This is a genomic window from Paracoccus thiocyanatus (assembly GCF_900156255.1).
In the GTDB taxonomy this organism is placed as follows: Bacteria; Pseudomonadota; Alphaproteobacteria; order Rhodobacterales; family Rhodobacteraceae; genus Paracoccus; species Paracoccus thiocyanatus.
In genome coordinates this window covers 214991-235663 of the sequence record NZ_FTMK01000001.1, presented here as the reverse complement: position 1 = coordinate 235663, position 20673 = coordinate 214991, and the positions used below count along the sequence as shown (strand labels likewise).

Genomic DNA, 20673 nt, shown 5'->3' with positions numbered 1-20673 from the left:
CATGGCCGCAGGGCGCGACCGTTCAACAGGTTTGGGCTACAGGGCGGGATCGCTGCACCAGTCCAGCAGATAGGCGATGGACTGGTAGGGGCGGCCGGAATGCTCGGACAGCCCGATTTCGCAGGTGATGCTGGTCGAATAGCCGCGCGTGACCCGTTCGGGCAGCTTGCCGCGCAGCGTCCGCAAGGCGCTGGCGTTCAGTTCGGGCACTTCGAACCCCTTGTTGCCGGCAAAGCCGCAGCATTCGATGTCGGCAGGCACGATCACCTCGTCCGCGCAGGCCTGCGCAAGGACCAGCAGCCGGTCGGCCTGTCCCATCTTGCGCGTGCTGCATGTGATATGCAGCGCGATGCTTTCGGCGCGGCGGCGGATGGCAAGGCGCGGCAGGACCAGCGTGGCCAGCGCCTCGGTCACGTCCATCGGGCGCATGTCGGGGGCCAGCACCTGCTGCATCCGAAAGCTGCACGGGCTGGTGTCCGATACGACGATGCCGCCGCCCAGGTCCCGCAGATGGCTTTCCAGCCGCTGGGCGCTTTCCTGTGCGGCTTGCGGATAGCCCTTGCTGGCAAAGGGCTGGCCGCAGCACTGGCCCTCGCCCGCCGGGGCGACGCGGACCGGGTAGCCCGCGCGGCCGAGCAGCAGCGCCAGCACATCCCACAGCGGTCGCGGGTCGGGCATGCCGCGGGCGGGCGCGGCGACGGTGCTGGCGCAGCTTCGAAACAGCAGGACCTGCGGCAGGTCGGCGTCCGGGGACGCGCCCCGGCGGTCACGCAGCGCCGGCGCGGGTTTCGGCAGCCAGGGCGTCCATTGCGGCACCCTGCCGCCCGAGGCGCGGCGCAGCCCCTGCGTGACCTTGCCCATCGCGCCGGTGCCCAGCACGCCATGCGCGCGGTCGCTGGCCCAAAGCCCGGCCTTGGCGGCCTTCATCACCGTGCCCAGATGCCGTTCGGCCGCATGGGCAAGGCCGCGCCCGGCGGCCCCGTGGCGAAGGGCGCGGCGGCTGCGCATCATCTCGCCCGTGTCGATGCCCACCGGGCAGGACATGGCGCAAAGCCCGTCGCCGGCGCAGGTATCCACCGCGGCGTAGTCATAGCTTTTGTCGAAACTGGGATCATGCGCGCCACGCGCCAGGGCGCGGGTCGCGACGATGCGCTGGCGCGGCGTGGTGGTCAGCGCGCGCGAAGGGCAGACCGGCTCGCAAAAGCCGCATTCGATGCATTTGTCGATCAGCGGATCGGCAAGCGGCAGGGATTTCAGCGCCTTGAGATAGATCTCGGGATCGTCGGACAGGATCACGCCGGGATTCAGCACCCCCGCCGGATCGAAGGCCCGCTTGATGCGGCGCATCAGCCCGTAAGCCGCGCTGCCCCATTCCAGTTCGACAAAGGGCGCCATCGCGCGGCCCGTCCCGTGTTCCGCCTTCAGCGAGCCATGGAAACGGTTGGTGACCAGTTCCGCCACCTCGTCGATCAACTGGGCGTAGCGGGCGATGTCCGGGGGGCTGTTGAAGGCCTGGGAAAAGACGAAATGCAGGTTGCCGTCCAGCGCGTGGCCAAAGATCACCGCATCCTGGTAATCCAGCCGGTCGAAGATTTCGCGGATGGCGAGGGCGGCTTCGGCAAGGCTGTCGATGGGAACCGCAATATCCTCGACGATCACCGTCGAGCCGGGCGCGCGCATGCCGCCCACGGCGGGCAGCAGCCCCTTGCGCACGTTCCAGTAATCCGCATAGGTCCGCGGGTCTTGCGAAAAGCGCACCGGCTCCAGCGGCGCGAAGGGCGCGATGGCCGCCGTCACCGACTGCATCTGCGCGTCCAGGGACGCGGCATCGCCCGCGCGCAGATCGACCAGAAGCGCGGCCGTGCCCTGCGGCATATGCGTGAAATTGTCGGGCACGCCGGGCTGGCCAAGTGCCGAGCGCAATGACGCGTAATCCATCATCTCGACCGCCGAGACCGGCTGCGCCTTAAGCGCGGTCGCCGCCGAACAGGCGATGCGGACATCGGCAAAGAACACCAGCGCCGCCGATTGCTTGGGGGGCGCGGGCACGGTTTCCAGCGTGACTTCGCAGATAAAGGCCAGCGTGCCCTCGGACCCGACGATCAGGTGCTGAAGGATCTCGAACGGGTCGTCGTAATCGACCAGCGCGTTCAGCGAATAGCCGGTGGTGTTCTTGATCGCGAACTTGCGCCGGATCAGCGCACCCAGTTCCGCGTCATCCCGCGCCGCATGGGCAAGCGCCGCCAATTCGTCCAGCAGCGCGCCATGGCTGGCCTGAAAGGCGCGGCGGCTTTCGGGATCGGCGGTGTCCAGCCGCGTGCCATCCGCCATCACCAGCCGCATCGAACGCAGGGTGCGATAGCTGTTCTGTTCCGTCCCGCAGCACATGCCGCTGGAATTGTTGGCGATGATCCCGCCGATCATCGCCGCCGAGATCGAGGCGGGATCGGGGCCGATCTTGCGCCGGTAGCGCGCCAGCCGCGCATTGGCCTGCGCCCCGATCAGGGCCGGGCCGATGCGCACGGTGGCCCCGGCCTCGTCCGCCTGGAACTGGCGCCAGCCGTTCGGACCCATCTTGACCAGCACGCTGTCGGTCACGCCCTGCCCCGACAGGCTGGTGCCCGCCGCGCGAAAGGTGATGGCGACGCCGGAGCGGCTGGCGGCGCGGCAGATGGCTGTCACCTCGTCCTCGGCCTCGACCAGGATCACCGCGCGGGGCAGCAGGCTGTAGGGGCTGGCATCGGCACCGTGAACCGTGCGCGAGAACTCGTCCAGCAGGAAGCGGGCGGCGGGCACCACCTGCCGGACGGCCGCCGCGAAGCCCTGGAAATCGGGTTCCGGCAGCGCGTCCCTCATTGGCCGGTCGCCACCGGGGTGTCCCCCGGCATGCCCCATTCCGCCCATGAGCCGTCATAGACCGCCACGTCGTCCTTGCCGGCCAGATGCAGGCCAAAGGCCAGCGCGCAAGCGGTCACGCCCGAGCCGCAAGAGGCGATGACCGGCCGTTCCATGTCCAGCCCGGCATCGCGGAAGACCTGCGCGATTTCCGCGGGCGCTCTCATCTTGCCGGTCTGGGGGTCGGTCATGCGGTCGAATGGCACGTTCAGGCTGCCCGGCACATGGCCCGAGCGCAGGCCGGGGCGGGCCTCATTCTCTGCGGCGGTAAAGCGGGCGGCGGAACGCGCATCGACCAGGTCGCGGGCCTTGCTGTCGATATTGGCCAGCACATCGGCTTTCGAGGCGATGGCGGCGGGATCCAGCCTTGCCTGATAGCTGGCGGCGGGGCGCGCCACCACCTCGGCTGTCACCGGCCGCCCTTCGGCCATCCAGGCCCGCAGCCCGCCGTCGAGAATGGCAAGATTGCGGTGGCCAAAGCTGCGAAACATCCACCAGGCCCGGCCCGCAGACATCAGGCCGGGCGTGTCGTAGATCACCACCATGGTGTCGTTGGAAATCCCCAGGGCGCCGACGGTGCGGGCGAACTCGGCTTCCGAGGGCATCATATGCGGCAGCGGGTTGCCGGCATCGGCCACCTTGTCCACATCGAAGAACTGCGCGCTCGGAATGTGGCGCTCGGCGAATTCCTCGGGCGCGGTGGGGGTCGCGCCGGGCAGCTTGAAGGACGCATCCAGCAGCACGACCTGCGGATCGTCCAGGTGATCGGCAAGCCAGGCGGTGGTGACGAGCGAAGTCATGGAGGTTCCTTTCGTTCCTGTCGGACGGCGGCGGCTTACAGCGCCACCTCTTTCCGGATCATCTGGCGTTCGGCGGCGGCGGTGAAATCCATGCCGAAGCCGGGGGCGGTCGGCACCTCGAAGCGACCCTTCACGGGTTGCAGGTCCTGCTCGAACAACTCGCGGTTCGTGTGCTTCAGGGCGAAGGTGTGATGCTCGTGGATCTCGAAATTCGGGATCGCGGCTTCCAGTTGCAGGCCGATGGCCGTGGCCAGCGGCGAGCCGCAGATATGCGCCTGCACCCCCACGTCATAGGCATGGGCCAGATGCGCGATCTTGAACGCCTCGGAAATGCCGCCGACCAAGCCCACATCGGGCTGGATCATGTCCACGGCCCCGGCTTCCAGATAGGGCATGAAGCCCCAGCGGGTATAAAGCTTTTCCCCCGTCGCCATCGGGATTTCCGAGCGGCGTGCCACCTTCATATGGGCATGGGTGCTGTTGTAATGCGTCGGCTCCTCGATGAACAGGATCCCCAGGTCCTTGGCCAGTTCCGAAACCTGCATGGCCCCGGCCGAGGAACTGAACGAATGCAGCTCGATGATGATGTCGCAATCGGGGCCGACCCCTTCGCGGATGGCTTCCAGCCGGGCGCGGAACAGCTTGCGTTCCTGGGGCGTGAACAGCCCGCGGACATGCGGGTTCCGCACGCCCTGCGGATCGACCATGATCGGATCGACCTTGACGCAATCATAACCCTCGGCCCGCGCCGCCTGCGCGACCTCTTTGTATTGCTGGGGATGGGCGCGCGGCCGGACCTCGATATCGTCCCAGCCGAATTGCAACTGGCTGGCATAGCAGCGCAGCGGCTGGGGCGTCGTCGCCCCCAGCAGGCGATGGACCGGCTTGCCAAGCGCCCGGCCCTTGATGTCCCAAAGCGCGGCGTCCAGCGCACTCATCGCACCGAAGATCACCGGCCCGCCGCCCTCGCCCCAGAACGAGCGGCGCAGCATGGTTTCCCATACCGTCTCGGTGTCGAAAGGATCGCGGCCCAGGACGAAACGCTCTCCCATCGTCAGGATCATGGGCGCCGCGGCCGGGGCGCCGGTGCCGAAGGGCATGCCCACCTCGCCCAGGCCGGTGATGCCTTCGTCGGTATGGACGCGGGCAAAGACATGGCGCCAGGACGGGATGCCCACCTGCCCGGATTGCTCGATCTCGATGGCTTCGACCTTGACGACTTTCATGCGTATCTCCTTGTTTTTCGGCCGGCCTTAGCCGTTATGCGCGGCGTCGTAGACGCGCAGCGCGACGGCGGCGGCGCGCAGCAGCGGCACCTCGACCCCCTTGGCCTCGGCCTTCTCGACCATGTCGCCCAGGATCTGCTCGGCCTCGACCCGGCCGCCCGATTTCATGTCGCGATACATCGAGGCGGTGAGTTTCGATTTCGGGTTGGTCAGCGAGGATATGACCCGCTCGGCCTCTTGCCTGGACGGGGCGTGGCCATAGGCTGCGGCCACCGCCAGCGCCTCGTTGCACAGCGCGCTGGCCGCACCCACCCCGCCGGGGACCGAGGCAACCTGCCCGATCGAGCCGCCAAGCAGGCAGGTGATCCCGCCAAGCGAGGCAAGGTTGACCCATTTGTCCCACATGATCTGCACGATGCCGTCCGAGGATTCGGCCGAGAAGCCCGCGCCCTGCAAGGCCGCATCCAGCGCCTGCATCCGTTCGCCGGATGCGCCGTTGCGTTCGCCATAGACCAGGCTTTGCACCTCGGCCATCTGCACGATCTGGCCCTTGTCGTTCAGTTCGGCCACCACGCGGCAGGCCCCGCCCAGCACCGGCTTTTCGCCGAACCGCTCGACCAGCCGCGCGATATGGCGCATGCCGTTCAGGGCCGGCAGGATCATCGTGTCGGGGCCGACCGCGGGGGCGAAATCCGCCATCGCACTGTCAAGCGTATAGGCTTTCACGCTCAGCAGGATCAGGTCATAGGGCCCGTCGATCTGCGACGCCTCGATCAGCTTCGGCTGGATCGTCAGGTCGCCATGCGGGCTGACCACCTGCATCCCGTCGCGGCGCAACTGCTCGGCCCGGCGCGCGCGAACAAGGAAGGTCACGTCGCGACCCGCAGCCGCCAGGCGCGCCCCGAAATAGCCACCGACGGCCCCTGCCCCAACGACCAGTATCCTCATCCCGTTCTCCTCTGCGCTTGGTGCCGATGGGCCACCACGGCAGCCCCTTTTGCGTCTTGCAGTCAGGACAGGGTTCTGCGCCCGCCCCTCCTTTCCAACAACCGCAATAATTATGCGCCGCGTTGAATTTTTTTGAGAAGCCTCGCCAGGCGCCAACTCATATACCTTTCCCAATCCTGCGGGAGGAGCATGAGGTTGCGGCATTTATTGCGCGCCTTGCCCGGAAGAATCCGGCGGCTGTGGAAAGCCATGGCGGGGGCGGAATCTGCCGGGCGACATTCTGATTTGAATAGGGGCGCATTCCCAATATGCGCCCGGCAAAAAGGACCGGCCCTGATGTCTGAAAAAGAATATATATTGACGCTGTCCTGCGACGACCAATCGGCAATCGTCGCCACCCTGACCGGCCGTCTTGCGGATTTCGGCGGCAATATCCTGGAAAGCGCGCAATTCGGCGACGGCACCACCGGGCGCTTTTTCATGCGCATCCGCTTTGTCTGCCCAGGCGACAAGACCAAGGACCAGATCCGGCACGCCCTGTCGCCGGCCGTGGCGCGCTTTGACATGCGCCTGAATCTTTACGAAGCCGACAAGCTGCCGAAAATCATCGTGATGGTGTCGCGCTTCGACCATTGCTTCGAACATCTGCTGTATCAGATCCGCGTCGGCTGGCTTAAGGCCGAGATCGTCGCGGTCGTGTCGAACCACGAGGAGGCGCGCGCCTCGGCCGAGGCGGCGGGCCTGCCCTATTATCATTGGCCGGTCAGCAAGGATAACAAGGCCGAACAGGAAGCGCGCCTGCAAGAACTTGCAGACAGCACCGGCGCCGACCTGATCGTCCTGGCGCGCTATATGCAGGTTCTGTCGGACAATTTCTCAAAGGCGCAATTCGGGCGGATCATCAATATCCACCATTCCTTCCTTCCCAGCTTCAAGGGGGCAAAGCCCTATCACCAGGCTTATGACCGCGGCGTGAAAAGCATCGGCGCGACGGCGCATTATGTGACGGCCGACCTGGACGAAGGCCCGATCATCGAACAGCAGACCGAACGCGTCGGCCATGCGCTGTCCGCAGACGATCTGGTGGCGGTGGGCCGCGACATCGAAACCCGCGTCCTGGCCAAGGCGGTCAAGCTGCATCTGGAACGGCGCGTCTTCCTGAACGGGCACCGCACGGTGGTTTTCGAATGAACGCGCGCGTCATCGACGGCAAGGTTTTCGCCGCCCGGCTGACGCAGGATATCGCGCAGGCGGCCGGGGATCTGGCCGCCCGCACCGGCACCAGGCCCGGACTGGGCGTCGTGCTGGTGGGCGAGGATGCGGCCAGCCAGGTCTATGTGCGCACCAAGACCCGGCAGGCCGAAGCCTGCGGCTTTCATTCGGTCCAGGCCAATCTTGCCGCCGACGCCTCGCAGGCCGAGATCCTGGCGCAGGTCGAGGCGCTGAACGCCGACCCGGCGATCCATGGCATCCTGGTCCAGCTGCCGCTGCCCAAGGGGATCGACGCCGACAAGGTGACGCAGGCTGTGCGGGCCGAAAAGGACGTGGACGGGTTCCATTACCTGAATATCGGCCGGCTTGGCGCGGGCAAGCAGGACCAGGCTTTCGTGCCCTGCACCCCGGCCGGCTGCATGATGCTGCTGCGCGACGCACTGGGGGCGGACCTGTCGGGACGCCATGCGGTGATCCTGGGCCGCTCGAATATCGTCGGCAAGCCGATGGCGCAGCTTCTGCTGGCCGCGAACTGCACCGTGACCATCGCCCATTCGCGCAGCGCCGACCTGCCCGCCCTGTGCCGCGCCGCCGATATCCTGGTCGCGGCCGTGGGCCGGCCCGAACTGGTGCGCGGCGACTGGATCAAGCCCGGCGCGGTGGTGATCGACGTGGGCATCAACCGGCTGGCAAGCGGCGGCAAGTCCCGGCTGGTCGGCGACGTGGCCTATGACGAGGCGGCCGCGCAAGCCCAGGCCATCACCCCGGTTCCGGGCGGGGTGGGGCCGATGACCATCGCCTGCCTGCTGCTCAACACGCTGCGCGCGGCCCATCGCCACCTGAACCTGCCCGATCCCGCCGTCGGGACCGGCACCGCCTTTGCGCCAACAACAACGGAGACCAACCCATGAAGATCCTTCAGTTCAAAAGCGGCAAGACCCTGCGGCTGGGCATCTGCGAGGGCGAGCAGGTCGTCGATCTGGCCGCCGCCCTGGTCGCGCTGCGCCCCGATGCGACCGCGGAACAGGTGGCGGCAGTCGCCTCGACCTTCGATCTGCTGAATGCCGAGGGCGGGTTGGACCTGGCCGCCGACCTGGTCAAGCGGGCGCTGGCTGCGCCCGATGCCGCCCATGTCCTGCCGCTGGCCTCGCTGGAACTTGGCGCGCCGATCACCCGGCCCGAAAAGATCATCGGCGTCGGCTCGAACTATTACGACCATCTGGAAGAGATGGGCCATGACGTGCCGCAGATCATCACCAACTTTCCGATGTATGGCAATGCGCTGGTCGGCACCTCGGACCCGATCGTCATCCCCCGCAACAGCGAGATGATCGGCTGGGAAGCCGAACTGGTCCTGGTCATCGGCCGCACCGCGCGCTTTATCGAAAAAGAACAGGCGATGGACTATCTGCTGGGCTATTCCTGCGGCAACGAGGTTGTGGTCGTCGATCACATGCGCGCCGACCGCCAGCTTTTGCGCGGCAAGACGCAAGACAGCCACGCGCCGATGGGACCGTGGATCGTCACCAAGGACGAGGTCGGCGACCCTTCGGACCTGAACATCCGGCTAAGCGTGAACGGCGAGGAAAAGCAGAACGGCTCGACCTCGGGGATGGTCTTCGACATTCCGGCGATCATTTCGTTCTTCAGCAAGTATTTCACGCTGCGGCCCGGCGACGTGATCTTTACCGGCACCCCCGCCGGCGGCAGTATCGGCATGAAGCCGCCGCAATGGCTGAAAGCCGGCGACCGCGTCGAGGTCGAGATCGAAAAGGTCGGCCGCCTGGTGAACGACTGCGTGGCGGAAAAGGTCTGACGACAGGGGCCCCCTGCCACCGCCGGTCCCCTGTCGGGACCGGCGAGCGCCGCCGAGATTGCCGACCCGCCCGGAAGGAACCAGCACATGCCGAAAAGACAACACCGCCGATTTCCGCACGCTGCCGCCGTCGCGCTGTTCACGGCAATCGCGATGGTGCCGGCCGCGGGCATCGCCGCCCCCAAGACCAGCCTTGTCCTGGCCATCGGCGGCGAGCCGGAAACCGGCTTCGACCCGCTGATGGGCTGGGGCGCCTATGGCCATCCGCTGTTTCAGTCCACGCTGCTGCGCCGCGATGCGGATCAGCGTTCCTCGGCCCCGGCAAATCCGGCGCAAAACGCAAGCGCAACGAAAATGAGCACCCTGGCGAGCATGGCATTTCCTCCCTTTGGCTGTAATACATTGTTTTGGCACGGGGTTGCGCCGCCGCCTTTGAAATCCGTCAAAACGGCAAGCGGCATCGCCCCGTATTCGCGGGTCCGCAAAACCATGCCCGGACGAAATCAGTCCAAGCGGCGTTGATTATCCAAAGAACCCCCGGCAATCGCCGCGCAGCCGGTTCCGGCTTGAAAAGCGGCTGTCGTGCAAATGCTCCGGGTCAGAGCTTCGCCCCGCTGCGACCCCGCGCGGCGGCGACTTGTTTCGATCGACCATCAGCCCCTCCCGTGTTTCGGGTAAAGCTAACATAGCAATATTTCTATGTATACTGCACAGTTCATTTTAGGTGCGCTTTGGCCGTTCGCTCGGCAAGCTTGCCGGATAGCCTGCCCGTCCGCGATCCGTGGCCGGCGGACGGGCGCATTGTCATTCCAGGGCCGAGTCCACGATCCGGGTCAGCATCTCGTTGACGCCCGCCATGCTAGAGCCGGGGTTGATCCGGTGGCCGACCACGATCTGCCCCGGCGCCTCGACCGTCTCATAGACGAAGATGCCATAGGGGCAGAACTGGAGATTGGCCAGGTCGGCCTCCATCGCCTGGCGGGATATGCTGGCCGAGCAGAAGCTGAAAACGCTGGCATGGACGAACAGGTCCTTGGCCCCGCCGACATCCTGCTTGGTCCGGGCCAGCATGTCGCCGACATGGCTGGTCAGGTCGATCACCAGCCCTTCGCCGGTGATCGCCTGTTCAACCGCAAAGGCCACGTCGTCGAACTCGGCTTCGACGGTCTTGGTATAGCTGGTTTCCGGCGCCTCCTGCTGCGCCAGGACCGGGCCGGCGATCCCCCCGGCAAGACAGGCAGCCAGGGCAACGTGTAGTATCTTCATCTCTCCCTCCAGGTTCGGAACGCTTGGGGCTGGATGCCGGCTTGCGGCGCGCAAAGCGCCCAGCCAGGGCAAGGCCAGCCTGCGGCATCCTGTCCAGCATTGCCCACCAACCCCTTCTTGGCAACAGCAGAGCATGCGGATCGAACGCGGGGCCGGTCCGCCGGCAAGCGGCAATGGGTTTAACGATAAGCGAATCGATGAACGGCGCGCGAATGTCCCGCCCCCGCGGCGTGGGCGGGCATGCAACCGCGGGCAAGGCGGATGGCCGTTTGCCCAGGCCAGCCCGCCTGGCTTTACACCTTCCGCATAGCAAAAGGCCGCCCCGAAGGGCGGCCATTTTCGCTGGGCTTCCAGTATCTACTGGTGCCGGTGAAGGGACTCGAACCCCCGACCCCATCATTACGAATGACGTGCTCTACCAGCTGAGCTACACCGGCCTCTTGGTGCCGCGCCGGATAGCAGGTTCCGGCGCGGGCGAAAAGGGGGGATCAGAGATTTTTCCCCGCCAGCGCCGCATTCTCTTGTTCGGGGGGCTCGACATCGGGCCGCACGGGCAGGATATCGCCCTGCGCCGCCGCCGCCTGGCCGCCGGTGGCGGGCGCAGGCGCAGGGTCGACGGGGCGCGGCTCGGGCTCGGGATCAGGGTCGGTGACGGTCATTGCCGGCTCTGTGCCCTGCGATGGCGGCACGACGCGGCGATAGTCCGCCTCGCGCGGCACCATGCCGGGGGCGACATCCGCCACCTCGACCGGGACTGCCGCCGCCTTGGCCTGCGGCTTTGGGGGCTGCGGGCCGATCATGTCGGGCGAGATGGCGCGCGGCGCCGATGCGGGCGCGGCGGGCGCCGGTTCGGCGGGCCGGGCCGGTGCGTCATTCGCGCCGCCGACCAGCAGCGGCAGCATCTCGACCCCGTTCGGGGCCGAGGCGCTCCAGGCCGGCAGATCCGGCTCGCGCCAGGTCAGCGTGTCGAAGCCGCCGCAGCTATCGCAAACGGGCGACCAGTCGGCCATGACATTATGGCATTTGTCGCAGACCCATTGCGGACCGCGGCTGGCGGCCAGGGCCCGCGCCAGGATGCCGCGAACCACCGCCTCGTCCCCGCCCTCGCCGCGCTCGACGGCGGCCAGGATCGACAGCGAGCGCACCGTGGGATGCTTTTGCGCCACATCGCCAAGCGCACGGCGGGCACCGGGAAAATCCTCGGCCGCCAGCAGCAGTTCGGCGCGCAGCAGCCGGGTTTCCTCGTGATCGGGGTTCTGCCGCATCAGATCTTCGAAGCGGCGCAGCCGCGCGGCCGGCTTTTCATCCGGCACGATCTCGGCATAGGCGGCGGCGACCGAGGGATGGGGCCGCACGCTCCAGGTTTTTTGCAGCACCCGGCTGGCATTGCGGGTGTCGTTCTGGGCGATATAGCTGCGCGCGGCCAGCACCGCCGCCGGGATCAGGTCGGGGCTGGCGCGATTGGCGGAAATCGCCGCCTCGCGGGCGCTGATCGAATTGCCATGCGCCAGCACCTCGGACGCCTCTTTCAGCGCCAGGACCGCGTCGCGGCGGACATGCACGTCCTTGGGCAACTGCCCCTGCTGGCGCTTGTCCTTGAGCACGGCGCGAGCACCCTTCCAGTCGCCCTCGCGGGTTTGCAATTCCAGCAGCGTGTCTTGCAAATCGCTGTGCCTGGGCTTCAGCGCATAGGCTTTTTGCGCCAGTTTCAAGGCGGTTGCGGTGTCTCCTTCATCCAGTTTCTGGCGCATCAGCCCGCGGATCCCGACAAAGCGGGTCCGCTCGTCCGAAAGTAGCCGGCGATAGACCTCGCCCGCCTTGCGCCGGTCGCCCGCGACCTCGGCGGCCTGCGCGGCCAACAGGTCGGTGACATGGGGCCTGTCCAGGAACTTGGCCGCCTTGGCGGCCTTGTCCTGCGCCAGCTTGCCCTCGCCCGAGGCGACGGCCAGCATCCCCTCGGACAGGGCATCATAGCCCTTGCGTTCGCGCGAGCGGGCGAAATAGCGGTTGATCGCCGTCTCGTCGCCCAGCAGAAAGCGCAGGAAGGCCAGCAGCAGCCCCAAAAGCCGCACAAGCGCCCAGCCCAGCACCAGGGCCAGCAGCGCCGCGATCACCAGCTGCACCGGCCCCAGCGTGTATTCGGTGCCGCCATAGACCATGCTCAGCCCATTGCCGGTTTCCGAAAGCATCATCGCGCCCAGGGCCAGCACCAGGACGATGGCGAAGAAGATCAGGATTTTCAGTGCCGAAAGCAGCATGGCGCGCCCCTTACATGCTGCCCGCGGCCATAGCGGCCAGCGCGGCATTGGCTTCGACCCAGGCCTGGGCCCCGGTGGTCCAACCGGCCATCGCCGCCTGGCCCGATTGCGGCAGGGCGGCGATTTCGCCAAGCGCGCCCCTGATGTCGCCGGCATGCACCGCGGCGTCGGCGCGCGACAAAATGGCATCGGGATCGCCGCCCTGTCGCGGCTCGACCGAGCGGGCGCCGGTCTGCACGCGCAGGAAGCTGCCGATGGTCCCCAAAGCGCCCTGGTTCTGTGGCGCCTCTTTCAGCGCGGCGGCCAGGCCCTCGCGGGCGGCGGCGGGAAAGCTGGTGCGCAACTGGGCCAGCTTCGGCACGTCGCCGACCAAAGCCGCGGGCGGCTCGACCCCGGCGGCGCGCAGGTCGGCCAGCGCCTGGTCGCGCGGCCCGCCGGTCGCGATCGCAGCTTGCAGCGCGGCGGCCGCACTGGCGGCCTGGGCGCGGCGGTTCGCCGCCTGGGCGGTTTCCTGCAAGGCGGCGGCCTGCGCCTCGGCGGCGCTGATGCGCTTTTCGGCCTCGTCCGCGGCGGCGGTGATCCGCGCTTGCAGCGCCTCGGCCTGGGCGGCAAGGTCCTGGACCTGCCGGGCCGCGTCGGTGTCGACGGCGGGACGCTCGGACAGTTCGTCGATGCGGCTTTGCTGCGCGGCAAGCCGCGCGGTCAGATCGTCCAGCACCTGCTGCAACCCTTCGGCCCCCTCGCCGGTGACGACGGGCGCCGTTGCAGGGCGCGCGGCCAGATCGGCCAGCGATTTTTCCAGCGCCGCCAGTTTTTCGGCTTGCGCGGCCAGGGCCGCTTCACCCCCGGCGGCCTGCTGCGCCTCGGAATCCGCCAGCGCCTGGCGCGCCGCATCGGCCCCCGCCTGCGAGGCGCGGCCGGCAAAGGCGTCGGCCTGGGCCTGGATCTCGGCGCGCGCCGCCTCGATGGCGGCATCGCGGGCGGCAGCGACCTGCGCCTCGGTCGGGGCGGGTTGGGCCGCGCCCGGCTGCCAGCCGGCCGGCAGATGCGGAAGCGCCCACCAGGCTGCGGCGGCGCCCAGGCCGGCCGCGACCACGCCGCCCAGGAAGGTCGGCACGAACCCGCCCCGGCGCGTCTGGGCCAGGCGGGGTTCGGCCTGGGCGGGCGGGGCTTGCGGCGGGACGGGCTGCGACAATTCGCCCGGCGCTTCGGCCTTGGCGACCGGCGGGACGCCGCGCGGCTTGGGGTCGGCGGCGGGCTGCGCGGCATCGGGTTTCGATTCGCTCCGCGGCTTGCGGGCGGCGGGCTTGGGTGCCGCAGCGCCGGGGCCGCCGCCGCTGCCGACAAGCTTCGATTCGACCGAGGGGCTGGATTCGGGCGCAAGCGCCGGGGCCGCCTGGCCCGCAATCACCGGCCGGCTGTCGATCGCCGGACCCGATGCCGCTTGTTTTCTGTTGTCCTTTTCGGGGCTTGCCTTGTTATCGCTGGAATTGGTTTCTGGCTTCTTCACAATTTTTCCCCGTTTCCTTTCGCGTTACGGCGCGGCTGTTTCGGGTCTGAACTCCCGCCCGCCCGCAATCATGACTGGCTCCCGCGGGCAGTCTAGTCGGCGGGGCGTGGCGCCTCAACCCGCCCTCATGTGGATTGTTCCGCCGCCAGCAATTGCCCGATGGCCGACAGAACGCCTTCGGCATCGGGGGTCGGCGCGACGGCAAGCCGGGCGGCCGGCCCCTGCCAGGCATCCTGTGCCGCCGGGCTGATCGGCGCCAGCCACAGCGGCGCCCGCGCGCCCGCCGACTGGCCCGACAGGATATGCGCGGAACGCGGCGAAAACAGCGGCAGGATGACCGGCACCGTCCCCGCCAGCGCCGCCAGCGCCGCCGCATCCAGCGGTTCGGGCAATTGGTCATAGACCACCATGTCGGGCACCGGCAGGGCCTTGGCGACATGCGCGCCATGCGGGTGCAGCCAGCCCTGGCCCAGCCCGTCCAGCATCGGCATCATCCGCGCCGCGTCGCCCGGCCCCTCGGTGGCGTCGAAACCCGCCGCCCGCGCGGCGTCCGCCGTGGCGGGCCCGACGCAGATCGCCGGGCGGCCGCGCCCCGCCCCCGCCGCCGGCACCGCGTTGATCGAGGTAAAGACCAGCCCGCGCGCCGCCGCCAGCCTTGCGGCGTCATGCGCCACCGGCACGATGCGCAGCACCGGCGATATCAGCACCTCCAGGTCCAGATGCGCCAGATCTGCGGCAAATCGCCGCGAGGCCGGCTCGGGCCGGGTCAGAAGCAGGATGGGCGTGGGGTTCGGCGGCATGGCAATCGGCCCGACAAGATGTTACGTCCCATCCTGCCTAGGCCCTTGGCGGCGCGGGAACAAGGACAAGCATGGGACTGATCTTTCTGGGCATTGAAAGCAGCTGCGACGACACGGCCGCCGCGGTGGTGTGCGAAAACCGCGCCATCCTGGCCTCGGTCGTGGCGGGCCAGACGGCGCTGCATGACGATTTCGGCGGCGTGGTCCCGGAAATCGCCGCCCGCGCCCATGCCGAGCGGCTGGACCTGTGCGTCGAACAGGCGCTGGCCCAGGCGGGGATGCGGCTGGCCGACCTGGACGGGGTCGCGGTCACTGCCGGGCCGGGGCTGATCGGCGGGGTGCTGTCGGGCGTCATGCTGGCCAAGGGGCTGGCGGCGGGCAGCGGGCTGCCGCTGGTCGGCGTCAACCACCTGGCCGGCCATGCGCTGACGCCGCGTCTGACCGACGGCATTCCCTTTCCCTATCTGATGCTGCTGGTTTCGGGCGGGCATTGCCAGTTCCTGCGGGTGGACGGCCCGGCGGATTTCACCCGGCTCGGCGGCACCATCGACGACGCGCCGGGCGAGGCTTTCGACAAGGTGGCCAAGCTTCTGGGCCTGCCCCAGCCCGGCGGCCCCGCGGTCGAGGCGGCGGCGCGCACGGGCGATCCGCGCCGCTTTGCCCTGCCCCGGCCGCTGCTGGACCGGCCGGGCTGCGACCTTAGCTTTTCCGGGCTCAAGACCGCGGTGCTGCGCCAGCGCGACGCGCTGGTCGCGGCGCAGGGGGGCTTGCACGAACAGGACCGCGCCGATCTTTGCGCCGGCTTCCAGGCGGCGGTGGCCGAGGTGCTGGCCGAAAAGACCCGCCGCGCCCTGGCCCTGTCCCCGGTGCCGGTGCTTGCCGTGGCCGGCGGCGTCGCGGCCAACGCATCCCTGCGCGCGGCGCTGCAAGCGGTCGCGACCCAGGCCGGCGCGGATTTCCTGGCGCCGCCGCTGCGGCTTTGCACAGACAATGCCGCGATGATCGCCTGGGCCGGGATCGAGGCCTACCGGACCGGCCAGCGCGACGGCATGGACCTGGCCGCGCGGCCGCGCTGGCCGCTGGACCGGGACGCCGCACCGATGCTGGGCGCCGGCAAGCGGGGGGCCAAGGCATGAGCGTGGCGGTGATCGGCGCGGGCGCATTCGGCACGGCGCTGGCGGTTTCGCTGGCGGCCAAGGGGCCGGTCACGCTGTGGGGCCGCGACATCGGCTGGGCCGCGGCGCGCGAGAATCCGCGCCTGCCCGGCGTCGCCCTGCCGCCGGCGCTGCATGTCACCGACCGGCTGGATCAGATCGCGGCAGACACCGTGCTGCTGGCGCTGCCGGCGCAGGTGCTGGGCGGGTTCCTGGCCGAGCATGGCGCGCGCCTCGACCGCCGCAACCTGGTCAGTTGCGCCAAGGGGATCGACCTGGCGACGCTGACCGGCCCCTCGGCGCTGATCGCCGCCGCCTGTCCGCAGGCGCGGGTGGCGGTGCTGACCGGACCCAGCTTTGCCGCCGACATCGCCCGCGGCCTGCCCACGGCACTGACGCTTGCCTGCGCCGATGCCGGCACGGCCGAGGCGCTGCAACGCCAGCTTTCCACCGCGACGCTGCGGCTTTACCGCAGCACCGACGTCACCGGGGCGGAACTGGGCGGGGCGCTGAAGAATATCATCGCCATCGCCGCCGGCGCCGCCATCGGCGCGGGCTATGGCGACAGCGCGCGCGCCAGCATCGTCACCCGCGGCTTTGCCGAGATGCTGCGGCTGGCCACCGCGCTTGGTGCCCGGCCCGAGACATTGCCGGGCCTGTCGGGCCTGGGTGACCTGGTGCTGACCTGCACCTCGGAACAATCGCGCAATTTTCGCTACGGGCTGGCGCTGGGTTCCGGGCGCGACTTTGCCCCCGGCACCACGGTCGAGGGCGCCGCCACCGCCCGCGCCGTCACCGCCCTGGCCGAAAGGCTGGGGATCGAGATGCCGATCTCTAATCTGGTCGCGGGGCTTGCCCAAGGCAGCATCGCCATGGAACATGCGCTGGATTTTCTGCTCAACCGCCCCCTGAAGGAGGAATGATGCCCCTTTTCGCCGTGATCTGCCGCGACCATGCCGGCAAGCTGCAAACCCGCCTGGATACCCGCGAAAGCCACCTGGCCTTCCTGGATGCGCAGCCCGGCGTCAAGCTGGCCGGCCCGCTGGTCGAGGACGGCCAGCCCTGCGGCTCGCTGCTGCTGGTCGAGGGCAACGGCTTGACAGAGGTCAAGGATTGGGCGGCGCAGGACCCCTACAAGGCGGCCGGACTGTTCGCCTCGGTCGAGGTGATCGAGTGGAAGAAGGTGATCGGCTGATGGCGTATTGGCTGTTCAAATCCGAGCCGGACGTCTTCAGCTTCGACGACCTGATCAGCCGCGGCGAGACGGGCGAGCAATGGGACGGCGTGCGCAACTATCAGGCCCGCAACAACATGCGCGCCATGAAGAAGGGCCAGCGCGGCTTCTTCTATCACTCGAATATCGGCAAGGAGATCGTCGGCATCTGCGAGGTGGTGGCCGAGGCGCATCCCGACACCACCGCCGCCGACCCGAAATGGGAATGCGTCGATGTCCGCGCCGTCGCCCGCATCAAGCGCCCGATCTCGCTGGACGAGGCCAAGGCCGAACCCCGGCTTGGGGACATGGTGCTGGTCAACAATTCGCGCCTGTCGGTGCAGCCCGTCTCGGACGCGGAATGGGAAATCATTCTGGAGCTGGCCGGCGGCACCGAACCGCTGTGAACGCGCCATCAGGCAGCCCGTCGGCGACCCAGGGAGGATATATGGCACGCGGACCCAAACCCATCGTGGATCGGCCGACCACGAAACGCATCGGCGCGCTAAGGGCGCTTTGGCCCTTTCTGCGCCCCTATCGCGGGCTTCTGGCGGCGGCGCTGGTGGCGCTGGCGGTCACGGCGGGCATCAACCTGGTCCTGCCGCTGGCGGTGCGCCGGGTGGTGGACGGCTTTGGCGCCGGGGCGCAGCTGCTGGACCAGTATTTCGGCGCGGCGCTGGCCATCGTGGCCCTGCTCGCGCTGGGGACGGGGATGCGCTATTACCTTGTCACCCGGCTGGGCGAACGCGTGGTCGCGGACATCCGCAAGGCCGTGTTCAGCCGCGTCATCGCCATGAGCCCCGCCTTTTACGAACGCGTGCTGACCGGCGAGATCATCAGCCGCATCACCACCGACACCACGCTGATCCAGTCGGTCATCGGCTCTTCGGTCTCGATCGCGTTGCGCAATTTCCTGATCCTGATCGGCGGCATGGCGATGCTGGTCTGGACCTCGGCCAAGCTGTCGGGGCTGGTGCTGCTGCTGGTGCCGCTGGTCGTCGTGCCCATCGTCGTGCTGGGCCGGCGGCTGCGCAAGCTGTCGCGCCAGAACCAGGACTGGATCGCGCAATCCTCGGGCGCGGCCTCGGAAAGCCTGCTTTCGGCGCAGACCGTCCAGGCCTTCACGCAGGAAGGGCCGACGCGCGCGCGCTTCGACGACGTGACCGAGCGGTCCTTCGACGCGGCGCTGAAGCGGGTCGGGACGCGGACGGTGATGACGGTGATCGTGATCTTCCTGATCTTCTCGGGCGTGCTGGGGGTCTTGTGGATCGGCGCCCGCGACGTGCGGCTAGAGATGATGACCGTGGGCGAACTGGTGCAGTTCGTCATCTACGCGGTCCTGGTCGCCGGCGCCGTGGGCGCGCTGTCGGAAATCTGGGGCGAATTGCAGCGCGCCGCCGGCGCGACCGAGCGGCTGACCGAGCTGCTGTCCGCGCAGGATCTGCTGGCCGATCCGGCCCAGCCGATTGCCCTGCCCCGCCCGGTCCAGGGCGCGATCCGGCTTGACGACGTGACCTTCCATTACCCCTCGCGCCCCGACCGTTCGGCGCTGGAGGGGGTCACGCTGGACATCCATCCAGGCGAAACGGTGGCGCTGGTCGGGCCTTCGGGCGCCGGCAAGACCACGGTGATCCAGTTGCTGCTGCGCTTCTGGGACCCCGATTCGGGGGCGGTGCGCATCGACGGCATCGACCTGCGCGACATGGCGCGCGGCGATTTCCGCCAAGCCATCGCGCTGGTGCCGCAGGATCCGGTGATCTTTGCCGCCACGGCGCGCGAGAACATCCGCTTCGGCCGGCCCGATGCCAGCGATGCCGAGGTCGAGGCCGCCGCCCGCGCCGCCCATGCCGACGAGTTCCTGGCCTTGCTGCCCGACGGCTATGACAGTTTCGTCGGCGAGCGCGGGGTGATGCTGTCGGGCGGACAAAAGCAGCGCATCGCCATCGCCCGCGCCATCCTGCGCGACGCGCCGATCCTGCTTCTGGACGAGGCGACCAGCGCGCTGGACGCCGAATCCGAACGGCTGGTGCAGGATGCGGTGGACGAACTGGCCCGGTCCCGCACCACCATCATCATCGCCCACCGGCTGGCCACGGTGAAGAAGGCCGACCGGATCGTGGTCTTCGACCATGGCCGCATTGTGGCCCAGGGCCGGCACGAGGAGCTGGTGACGCAGGGTGGACTTTATGCCCGGCTGGCGCGGTTGCAGTTCACCGAAGGCGGGGCGGACATCGCCTGAACGCGCGCGTCCCGTGCCCCGCGCCCTGCCCGGCAGCGGGGCGGCGCAGTCGCGGACCCATCGCGGCAGGACCGGCCCCTGCCGCGATGGGCGACCGGCCACGCCGCATAACCGCCCCGGCTGATATCCGGCGTCAGGCCGCCCCTTTTCCGCCGGCGACTGCTAGCGCGGGGCGCTATAGACCGCCGCCCAATAGACCGTCCGGCCATCCGCGCCCAAGGCGCGGCCGATGCCGTAATGATGAAGCTGGGGGATCAGAATATTCGCCAGATGGTCGCCGGAACGGACCCATTCCGTCAGCACCCGGTCCTGTCCCCAGGGGCCGGCGGCAATATTCTCGGCGGCAAGGGCGGGCCGATAGCCCTGTTTCTTCAACCGCTGCATCGGCCCCTTGGTCCTGCTGCCCTGATGCGACATCACGCCGCGGCTGGCCATGTCGCAGGCATGGGCTGCCGCCGCTGCGGCCAGGTCGCGGCTGGGCTGCAAGGGTGCCAGGCCATGGGCCTTGCGTGTGGCATTGGTGGCCCGGGTCGCGGCCGCGTTTTCGACCTGACTGGTCTGATAGCATGTGGCCTTGCCAGGCGCCGTCCCGCCCGCCGCCAAAGCCGGTGCCGACAGACCAAGAAAAATGAGATAGGCCAGTAAGTTGCGGTATATGATCAATTTGTCCCCCATTCAGCCGGGGAAGATAGGAAGGGGACGCGTATTTCTCAATCTTCGAATGTTGAAAATTGTCTGGAACCCCGGCCCCGGCGAAGCGTTGCCGCCCAGACGCAGCCAGAAAAGGAGAGGTCATGGCCATCTGGGATTTCGTGAAAGACGCCGGGAAATCGCTGTTCGGATCCGAGGCCGAGGCGCATGAGGCCCCCGCCCAGGCCCCGCAGGCCCAAGCCCCGCAGGCCCAAGCCGCGCAAAGCGACACCGACCGCAAGGTGGCCGCGCTCAAGGCCGAACTGTCCGCCTTGGGCCTGACCGGCAAGGATGTGCATCTGAAGCTGCGGGGCGATACCGTCGTCATTTCGGGCAAGGCGCGCGACCAGGAAACGCTGGAAAAGCTGATCCTGGCGGTCGGCAATATCCGCGGCATCGCCCATGTCGAACTGGCCGACGATGCCGGCACCGAAACGCCCGCCCCGGCCGGGGCAAAGCCGCTGTTCCATACCGTCCAGAAGGGCGAGACGCTGTCGGCCATCGCGCAGAAATACCTGGGCAAGTCCTCGCGCTATCCCGAGATCTTTCAGGCGAACAAGCCCATGCTCAGCGATCCCGACAAGATCTATCCCGGCCAGACCCTGCGCATTCCGCAGGGCTGAAACCGGATGCGACGCTGCGTTCC

At 68.5% G+C, this 20673-nt stretch carries 19 protein-coding genes and 1 tRNA gene; 10 read left to right on the top strand and 10 right to left on the bottom strand.

The window, feature by feature from the left end:
• Positions 1 to 36 precede the first annotated feature (36 nt).
• The 4 genes from F3H32_RS01105 to panE are packed head-to-tail and all read right to left on the bottom strand — an operon-like array spanning position 37 to position 5869.
• Positions 37 to 2856, bottom strand: coding sequence for an FAD-binding and (Fe-S)-binding domain-containing protein (locus tag F3H32_RS01105; RefSeq protein WP_149763627.1), 2820 nt, complete (start codon positions 2854 to 2856; stop codon positions 37 to 39).
• Positions 2853 to 3695, bottom strand: coding sequence for a 3-mercaptopyruvate sulfurtransferase (gene sseA / locus F3H32_RS01100; RefSeq protein WP_149763625.1), 843 nt, complete (start codon positions 3693 to 3695; stop codon positions 2853 to 2855). Before sseA ends, F3H32_RS01105 begins: the two co-directional genes overlap by 4 nt.
• 35 nt (positions 3696 to 3730) lie before the next feature.
• The gene (locus tag F3H32_RS01095; protein ID WP_149763623.1) at positions 3731 to 4921 is read right to left on the bottom strand and encodes a mandelate racemase/muconate lactonizing enzyme family protein; all 1191 of its coding nucleotides are present in this window, start codon (positions 4919 to 4921) and stop codon (positions 3731 to 3733) included.
• Positions 4922 to 4948: 27 nt separating this feature from the next.
• Positions 4949 to 5869, bottom strand: a complete 921-nt coding sequence (gene panE, locus F3H32_RS01090) for a 2-dehydropantoate 2-reductase (protein ID WP_149763621.1) — start codon at positions 5867 to 5869, stop codon at positions 4949 to 4951.
• A 336-nt stretch (positions 5870 to 6205) separates the two neighbouring features.
• Here panE and purU point away from each other — a divergent pair, with 336 nt between their 5' ends.
• From purU to F3H32_RS01070, 4 genes are all read left to right on the top strand, one after another.
• Positions 6206 to 7060 carry a formyltetrahydrofolate deformylase gene (gene purU, locus F3H32_RS01085; RefSeq protein WP_149763619.1) on the top strand — a complete coding sequence of 285 codons (855 nt, stop codon included), beginning with the start codon at positions 6206 to 6208 and terminating at the stop codon, positions 7058 to 7060.
• Positions 7057 to 7992 carry a bifunctional methylenetetrahydrofolate dehydrogenase/methenyltetrahydrofolate cyclohydrolase FolD gene (gene folD / locus F3H32_RS01080; RefSeq protein ID WP_149763617.1) on the top strand — a complete coding sequence of 312 codons (936 nt, stop codon included), beginning with the start codon at positions 7057 to 7059 and terminating at the stop codon, positions 7990 to 7992. Before purU ends, folD begins: the two co-directional genes overlap by 4 nt.
• Entirely contained in the window at positions 7989 to 8897 is a 909-nt protein-coding gene (locus tag F3H32_RS01075) for a fumarylacetoacetate hydrolase family protein (RefSeq protein ID WP_149763615.1), read from the top strand. The genes folD and F3H32_RS01075 overlap by 4 nt, the downstream gene beginning before the upstream one ends.
• An 87-nt stretch (positions 8898 to 8984) precedes the next feature.
• A complete protein-coding gene (locus F3H32_RS01070; RefSeq protein WP_149763613.1) occupies positions 8985 to 9419 on the top strand; it encodes a hypothetical protein in 435 nt (144 codons plus the stop codon).
• Between the two features lie 282 nt (positions 9420 to 9701).
• Here the strand turns inward: F3H32_RS01070 and F3H32_RS01065 are convergent, their stop codons facing one another.
• The 5 genes from F3H32_RS01065 to F3H32_RS01045 all read right to left on the bottom strand — a co-directional run bounded on the left by F3H32_RS01065 (position 9702) and on the right by F3H32_RS01045 (position 14731).
• Positions 9702 to 10163, bottom strand: coding sequence for a DUF302 domain-containing protein (locus F3H32_RS01065; RefSeq protein ID WP_149763611.1), 462 nt, complete (start codon positions 10161 to 10163; stop codon positions 9702 to 9704).
• A gap of 361 nt (positions 10164 to 10524) precedes the next feature.
• Positions 10525 to 10600, bottom strand: a tRNA-Thr gene (locus tag F3H32_RS01060).
• A gap of 51 nt (positions 10601 to 10651) precedes the next feature.
• Positions 10652 to 12421 (bottom strand): heme biosynthesis protein HemY, encoded by a 1770-nt coding sequence (locus tag F3H32_RS01055; protein ID WP_188128550.1) that lies wholly within the window; start codon positions 12419 to 12421, stop codon positions 10652 to 10654.
• Between the two features lie 10 nt (positions 12422 to 12431).
• The gene (locus tag F3H32_RS01050) at positions 12432 to 13931 is read right to left on the bottom strand and encodes a COG4223 family protein (protein ID WP_149763607.1); all 1500 of its coding nucleotides are present in this window, start codon (positions 13929 to 13931) and stop codon (positions 12432 to 12434) included.
• Positions 13932 to 14056: 125 nt separating this feature from the next.
• A complete protein-coding gene (locus F3H32_RS01045) occupies positions 14057 to 14731 on the bottom strand; it encodes a uroporphyrinogen-III synthase (protein ID WP_149763605.1) in 675 nt (224 codons plus the stop codon).
• Between the two features lie 71 nt (positions 14732 to 14802).
• Between F3H32_RS01045 and tsaD the strand changes: the two genes are divergently transcribed.
• The 5 genes from tsaD to F3H32_RS01020 are packed head-to-tail and all read left to right on the top strand — an operon-like array spanning position 14803 to position 19337.
• On the top strand, positions 14803 to 15867 hold the full coding sequence (gene tsaD / locus F3H32_RS01040; protein WP_149763603.1) for a tRNA (adenosine(37)-N6)-threonylcarbamoyltransferase complex transferase subunit TsaD: 1065 nt from the start codon (positions 14803 to 14805) through the stop codon (positions 15865 to 15867).
• Positions 15864 to 16808, top strand: a complete 945-nt coding sequence (locus F3H32_RS01035; protein WP_149763602.1) for an NAD(P)H-dependent glycerol-3-phosphate dehydrogenase — start codon at positions 15864 to 15866, stop codon at positions 16806 to 16808. Before tsaD ends, F3H32_RS01035 begins: the two co-directional genes overlap by 4 nt.
• Entirely contained in the window at positions 16808 to 17080 is a 273-nt protein-coding gene (locus F3H32_RS01030) for a YciI family protein (RefSeq protein ID WP_374189425.1), read from the top strand. The genes F3H32_RS01035 and F3H32_RS01030 overlap by 1 nt, the downstream gene beginning before the upstream one ends.
• Positions 17080 to 17505, top strand: coding sequence for an EVE domain-containing protein (locus F3H32_RS01025; protein WP_188128549.1), 426 nt, complete (start codon positions 17080 to 17082; stop codon positions 17503 to 17505). The genes F3H32_RS01030 and F3H32_RS01025 overlap by 1 nt, the downstream gene beginning before the upstream one ends.
• Positions 17506 to 17546: 41 nt before the next feature.
• Positions 17547 to 19337 carry an ABC transporter transmembrane domain-containing protein gene (locus F3H32_RS01020; protein WP_149763600.1) on the top strand — a complete coding sequence of 597 codons (1791 nt, stop codon included), beginning with the start codon at positions 17547 to 17549 and terminating at the stop codon, positions 19335 to 19337.
• Positions 19338 to 19499: 162 nt separating this feature from the next.
• On the opposite strand, the gene F3H32_RS01015 is transcribed toward F3H32_RS01020, so the two are convergent.
• On the bottom strand, positions 19500 to 20012 hold the full coding sequence (locus F3H32_RS01015) for a CAP domain-containing protein (protein WP_149763598.1): 513 nt from the start codon (positions 20010 to 20012) through the stop codon (positions 19500 to 19502).
• A 119-nt stretch (positions 20013 to 20131) separates the two neighbouring features.
• Between F3H32_RS01015 and lysM the strand changes: the two genes are divergently transcribed.
• Positions 20132 to 20650 carry a peptidoglycan-binding protein LysM gene (gene lysM, locus F3H32_RS01010; RefSeq protein WP_149763596.1) on the top strand — a complete coding sequence of 173 codons (519 nt, stop codon included), beginning with the start codon at positions 20132 to 20134 and terminating at the stop codon, positions 20648 to 20650.
• The last annotated feature ends 23 nt before the right edge of the window (positions 20651 to 20673 follow it).

Coding starts and splice junctions, on each gene's coding strand:
- F3H32_RS01025 (WP_188128549.1), top strand. CDS start 17,080: ATGGCGTATTGGCTGTTCAAATCCGAGCCGGACGTCTTCAGCTTCGAC.
- F3H32_RS01020 (WP_149763600.1), top strand. CDS start 17,547: ATGGCACGCGGACCCAAACCCATCGTGGATCGGCCGACCACGAAACGC.
- F3H32_RS01045 (WP_149763605.1), bottom strand. CDS start 14,731: ATGCCGCCGAACCCCACGCCCATCCTGCTTCTGACCCGGCCCGAGCCG.
- F3H32_RS01070 (WP_149763613.1), top strand. CDS start 8,985: ATGCCGAAAAGACAACACCGCCGATTTCCGCACGCTGCCGCCGTCGCG.
- F3H32_RS01075 (WP_149763615.1), top strand. CDS start 7,989: ATGAAGATCCTTCAGTTCAAAAGCGGCAAGACCCTGCGGCTGGGCATC.
- lysM (WP_149763596.1), top strand. CDS start 20,132: ATGGCCATCTGGGATTTCGTGAAAGACGCCGGGAAATCGCTGTTCGGA.
- panE (WP_149763621.1), bottom strand. CDS start 5,869: ATGAGGATACTGGTCGTTGGGGCAGGGGCCGTCGGTGGCTATTTCGGG.
- F3H32_RS01030 (WP_374189425.1), top strand. CDS start 16,808: ATGCCCCTTTTCGCCGTGATCTGCCGCGACCATGCCGGCAAGCTGCAA.
- F3H32_RS01065 (WP_149763611.1), bottom strand. CDS start 10,163: ATGAAGATACTACACGTTGCCCTGGCTGCCTGTCTTGCCGGGGGGATC.
- tsaD (WP_149763603.1), top strand. CDS start 14,803: ATGGGACTGATCTTTCTGGGCATTGAAAGCAGCTGCGACGACACGGCC.
- folD (WP_149763617.1), top strand. CDS start 7,057: ATGAACGCGCGCGTCATCGACGGCAAGGTTTTCGCCGCCCGGCTGACG.
- F3H32_RS01095 (WP_149763623.1), bottom strand. CDS start 4,921: ATGAAAGTCGTCAAGGTCGAAGCCATCGAGATCGAGCAATCCGGGCAG.
- sseA (WP_149763625.1), bottom strand. CDS start 3,695: ATGACTTCGCTCGTCACCACCGCCTGGCTTGCCGATCACCTGGACGAT.
- F3H32_RS01105 (WP_149763627.1), bottom strand. CDS start 2,856: ATGAGGGACGCGCTGCCGGAACCCGATTTCCAGGGCTTCGCGGCGGCC.
- F3H32_RS01055 (WP_188128550.1), bottom strand. CDS start 12,421: ATGCTGCTTTCGGCACTGAAAATCCTGATCTTCTTCGCCATCGTCCTG.
- F3H32_RS01035 (WP_149763602.1), top strand. CDS start 15,864: ATGAGCGTGGCGGTGATCGGCGCGGGCGCATTCGGCACGGCGCTGGCG.
- purU (WP_149763619.1), top strand. CDS start 6,206: ATGTCTGAAAAAGAATATATATTGACGCTGTCCTGCGACGACCAATCG.
- F3H32_RS01015 (WP_149763598.1), bottom strand. CDS start 20,012: ATGGGGGACAAATTGATCATATACCGCAACTTACTGGCCTATCTCATT.